General features: G+C 38.9%; 3 protein-coding genes. All 3 read left to right on the forward strand.

The genetic code is table 11. The features are described 5' to 3' along the window. A partial coding sequence (locus JXA84_08990) for a hypothetical protein (GenBank protein MBN1151339.1) occupies positions 1–676 on the forward strand: 676 nt, incomplete at its 5' end. Between the two features lie 71 nt (positions 677–747). Beyond that, complete coding sequence (locus JXA84_08995) at positions 748–2,928, forward strand: site-specific DNA-methyltransferase (GenBank protein MBN1151340.1); 2,181 nt, start codon at positions 748–750, stop codon at positions 2,926–2,928. Position 2,929: 1 nt separating this feature from the next. After that, the coding region (locus tag JXA84_09000) for a DEAD/DEAH box helicase family protein (protein MBN1151341.1) at positions 2,930–5,477 on the forward strand (2,548 nt) is incomplete at its 3' end.

Genomic DNA, 5,477 nt, shown 5'->3' on the forward strand with positions numbered 1-5,477 from the left:
CTTATCTGAATATAAAAATACGAAGACATTTAAGACCGTAAAAGAGTATAAAAAAATAATCGATGATTTTGTCTTTTATGAAGATAAAAGAGTTGTTAAGGAAAAACTTCAAAAGTTTATAACCAAAGCAAAGGAAGTAGAAAAGGTTCACATCCATGGACCGATTGCAGATCGCGAGCTTGAAACATTAAAACAAGATTATGTTATAGCAGATATAGCAGATTCCGATTCAAGTGGTAATCCACAGCCGATTTACAGCAAAAAAAAATATACAGATCAAATCAAAAAGTTTTATAATAAATTGAAAGACCATATCTACGAATTAAATAAATTTTATCCAACAATCAGAAACAATCCTGAATCTTCAACTTTGATTACTGTTTCAATACTTTTGTCGGTTATCCTTTTTTTTGCTGGAGTTATATATCCATTAAGTTTTCTGCCTTTGAATGTCGATTCTAAAATTACTTTGTCCTTCTACGCTTTCTTTCCGCTTCTCTTTTCGCTAAAGGGGATAATATTAGCAATTATTTCCGTCATTTATACTGGTATTATGGTCTATTTTAGAATTGAGAATAGACGATTGAAATATAAGGATGAAAAAATTCTATCGTTTTCAGAGTTTCTAAAAGTAGAAACATATTCAAAATATTTTAAATACTATGAAAAAGAGTAAAGTATGATATTTGAAATACTTTACACTCGTAGTAATTGACGTCGAGTACCATAAAGGATAGGTGTAAAACAATGCAATTTTCAGATAATGAAATCAGGGACATAAATCGATATCTTGAGCAGGGAAAACCTCTTCCGGAAAAATATCGCTTTTTACTTTTTGAAGACAAAAGAGAAGTTGAGTTGGTTTGGAATGGCAAAACAAACGAAGTATGCAACGTTGTTTTACCGTTTCAGGTGATTGAGCAGGTGGATGAACCGCGCGCAGAAAAGGACATTAATATCCAGGGATCCCTTTTTGATGTGGATTTTCGCGGACGGCAATTGAAAGGCTGGACGAACAAGCTCATTTGGGGCGATAACAAATTGATTTTGAGCAGTCTCAAAAATGGCCCCATGCGCGAAGAGATCGAAAAGCAAGGAGGGATAAAACTCATTTACATTGACCCGCCGTTTGACGTAGGTGCGGATTTTTCAATGGATATTGAAATCGGCGATGACACGTTTACCAAAAAACCCAACGTGTTAGAGGAATTGGCCTATAGGGATACTTGGGGAAAAGGTGCAGATAGCTTTATCGCTATGATTTATGAGAGATTGAGTTTAATGCGGGATTTATTGGCGGAGGATGGGAGTATTTATGTTCATAGTGATTATCGGGTAAATAGCCATGTAAGACTTATTCTTGATGAAATATTTGGAAAGGATTTATTCCAAAATGAAGTGATTTGGTGTTATCGGGGGATGGCTGTTTCAAAGAATCATTATGTTAGAAGGCATGACAATATTTATTTTTATACAAAGGCAAAAGCATACCCTTTCTATTGGGATAGGATAACAGAACCATTAACTGAATCTACTGTGGATAAATATAGGTATGAAGATGAAAAAGGTCGAAAATTTCGACTGCACGGTAGAAATATTCAAGGTAGTCCTATCCAAAATCATACCGATATTGATATAAAATGGTTGAAAAGAAATCCTGAATTATGTAGAGTTGACTATTTAGATGAAAAAAAAGGTACAAAGCCGAGAGATTGGTTTTTAATGGATTATATAAATGTAATGTCTTCTGAAAGAGTTGACTACCCAACACAAAAGCCAGAATCTTTACTTGAAAGAATAGTCAAAGCCTCTTCTAATAAAGGCGATCTTGTTGCAGATTTCTTCTGTGGTTCTGGTACTACACTAGCCGTTGCAGAAAAACTCGGCAGAAAGTGGATTGGTTCTGATTTGGGTAAATTTGCAATTCATACCACCCGCAAGCGCATAATCGGCGTTCAGCGACAGATGAAAGAAGCGGGTAAAAATTACAGAGCTTTTGAAATTCTCAACCTCGGCAAGTACGAACGCCAGCATTATATCGGTGTGAATCCAAATTTGCGCGAAGAAGAAAAGAAAAAACAAATTGAGCAGAAAGAACAGCATTTCACCGAATTAATTTTGCATGCCTACCGCGCCCAAAGCGTTGATGGATTCCGGGTATTTCAGGGGAAAAAGGCAAATCGACTCGTGGCCATCGGTCCGATTAATTTGCCCGTGACCCGTCTTTTTGTCGAAGAGATCATTCTCGAGTGTCGGGAAAAACATATCACCAAAGTGGATGTCCTGGCGTTTGAATTTGAAATGGGTCTTTTCCCGAATATTCAGGAGGAGGCGAAAAACAAAGGTATTGACCTGGCCATGAAATATATTCCCCGGGATGTTTTTGACAAAAGAGCTATTGAGAAAAATCAGGTAGTATTTCATGACGTTTCTTATATCGAGGTGAAACCTCATTTCAAGAAAAATGCCGTAGCAGTGGAATTGACCGATTTTTCTGTTTTTTACAATCAGGATTCGATTGCTAATGCAGAATCGAATCTGAAAAACGGAAGCAATAAAATTGTCGTGGAAAATGGACAGATAATTAAAGTCTCAAAGGATAAAAACGGGATAACTTCCCGCGAAATATTAACGAAAAAATGGACGGACTGGATTGATTACTGGTCGGTCGATTTTGACTTTGAAAGCAAACGCGAGATCGTGCAGATAAAAAATGTGAATGGCGAGACAGAGGAGGTTTGGACAGGGGATTTTATTTTTGAGAATGAATGGCAATCCTTCCGCACAAAAAAAGACCGCTCTCTTGAATTAAAAAGCGTATTTAAGGAATATGACGTTGGCCGGAATAAAATCGCGGTCAAGGTCGTGGATATTTTCGGGAATGATACGATGAAAATCATTGAAGTTACTATCGGGGGGAAAAGATAAAATGGCACTGCATAAAAATTTTCCAAAATCACCTCATGCTGTTTTAGAACCAGACCTGCGCTGGTTTCCAGCTGATGAAGCCTTGCGAGAACAGGGCTATGAAAAACTTTTGCCTCCGCTTGTGGCGCGACTCAGAAAAGAAGTCAAAGTGTGGAGAGAGGCAGGATATGAGGGAGCCAGCTCAACAAGCCAGGCGCTTTTAAAATGGTGGTTTAAAACAGAGCATATTTTACCGACTGCAGACGGAAACACGTTTACTTTTCAGTATTATTTTGCACAACGGGAAGCGGTGGAAACCATCGTCTTTTTGCATGAAATCGTGCAGGTAAAAGATAAATATGATTTGCTCCGTTTTGATAGTTCGGGCGCAGTGTCGGCTGGCATGTTCCCGGAAACATGGCGCCGGTTTGTTATTAAAATGGCCACGGGAAGCGGAAAGACAAAAGTTTTAAGTCTGATTTTAACATGGTGTTATTTTCACAAACTGTACGAAGAGGATTCTACACTGGCCAGAAATTTTTTAGTGATAACACCAAATATTATCGTGCTGGATCGAATTCGTTCGGATTTTGACGGATTGCGGATATTTTTTGAAGATCCGGTATTACCGGAAAATGGATTTGATGGGCAAAACTGGAAGGATGATTTTCAGCTTTCATTGCATATTCAAGATGACGTGAATGTCACCCGCAAAATGGGAAATATTTTCCTCACCAATATTCACCGCGTCTATGACAGCCACCAGAAAGAACCTTCTTTTGATGATGACGACCGCACGGAATATTTTTTGGGAAGGCGACCAGTAGGAAAAACCAACGAGTCCAAAATCGAATTGGGTGATATTGTTCGGGACATTGACGAGCTGGTGGTTCTGAATGATGAAGCCCACCATATCCACGATGAAAGGCTTGAATGGTTCAAGTCGATTGAAGATATTCACAATCGGCTTTTACAAAAAGATGGGTGTTTGTCTCTACAAGTAGACGTAACCGCCACCCCGAAACACAACAACGGCGCTATTTTTGTACAGACGGTTTCTGATTATCCGTTGGTAGAAGCGATCTACCAGGACGTGGTCAAACACCCTGTTCTGCCGGATTCAGCCAGTCGCGCAAAGTTAAGCGAAAAGAAAAGCTCAAAATATACAGAAAAATACGAGGATTATATTCACCTGGGATTTCTGGAATGGAAAAAGGTCTATGATGAGCATTTGAAAACTGGTAAAAAAGCCATCTTTTTTGTAATGACCGATGACACGAAAAATTGCGATGAAGTGGCCGAATATCTGGAAAACCGATACCCGGAATTCAAGGATTCGGTTTTGGTGATCCACACAAAAAACAATGGAGAAATTTCTGAAACCGCATCCGGCAAGAAGAAAGAAGAGTTGGAAGAACTCCGCAAAGCGGCAAATGAAATTGATAATCCAGAGAGTAAATATAAAGCCATTGTTTCTGTACTCATGCTGAAAGAAGGATGGGACGTGCGCAACGTGATCACGATTGTTGGACTGCGAGCTTATGTATCAAAGAGTAATATCTTGCCAGAGCAAACACTAGGCCGGGGACTCCGGCGCATGTATCGAGAACAGGACTTGACCGAATATGTCAGCGTCGTGGGAACTGACGCATTTATGGATTTTGTGGAATCAATACAGAATGAAGGAGTTGAACTTGAGCGGAAGAGAATGGGAGGAGATTCTACCCCCAAAGCACCCCTCGTCATTGAGGTGGATAATGAAAATACAAAAAAAGATATCGGGAAATTGGATATTGAGATACCGGTTTTAACCCCAAGAATATTCCGGGAATATAAAAATCTTTCCGAACTGGATGTGGCCAATTTCGCAATTCAGAAATTGCCGGTCAAACAATTCACTGAGGAAGAACAAAGAGAGATTGTGTTTAAGGATATTACAACCAACGAAATTACGCATAAAACTTTGCTTGATAGTGATTTCGTGGCCAACTACACGAGCGTTGTGGGATATTTTACCCAAGTCATCATGAAAGAGCTCCGACTTGTGAGCGGATATGACATTTTGTACGAAAAGGTAAAAACCTTTATTCGTGATTTTTTGTTTATTTATTCGGTTGATCTGGAAGACCTGAACATTTTACGCAACCTCTCCGAGCTGGAGGCGACAAAAACAATCATCGAGACATTTAAAAAGAAGATCAATGAATTGATCATTCTTGACAAGGGAGAAGCCGAAATACGGGATTATATCAAAATCAGCAAGTGCCGTCCGTTTGTGGTCAAAGATCAAGGCTATTTAGTACCAAAGAAAAGTGCGTTCAATAAGGTAATTGGAGATAGTCACCTTGAGCTAGAGTTTGCGAATTTTCTGGAATCCTGTGAGGATATCATTTCATATGTTAAAAATTATTTTGCGGTGAATTTCAAGATTGATTATAAAAACAGCTCCGGAGACATATCCAACTATTATCCCGATTTTTTAGTCAAGAAATCAGAAAAAGAAATTTTTATCATAGAGACAAAAGGGCAGGAAGATTTGGACGTGCCGTTAAAAACAGAACGTCTGGATC

The organism is candidate division WOR-3 bacterium (assembly GCA_016926475.1).
GTDB lineage: Bacteria > SDB-A > SDB-A > SDB-A > SDB-A > JAFGIG01.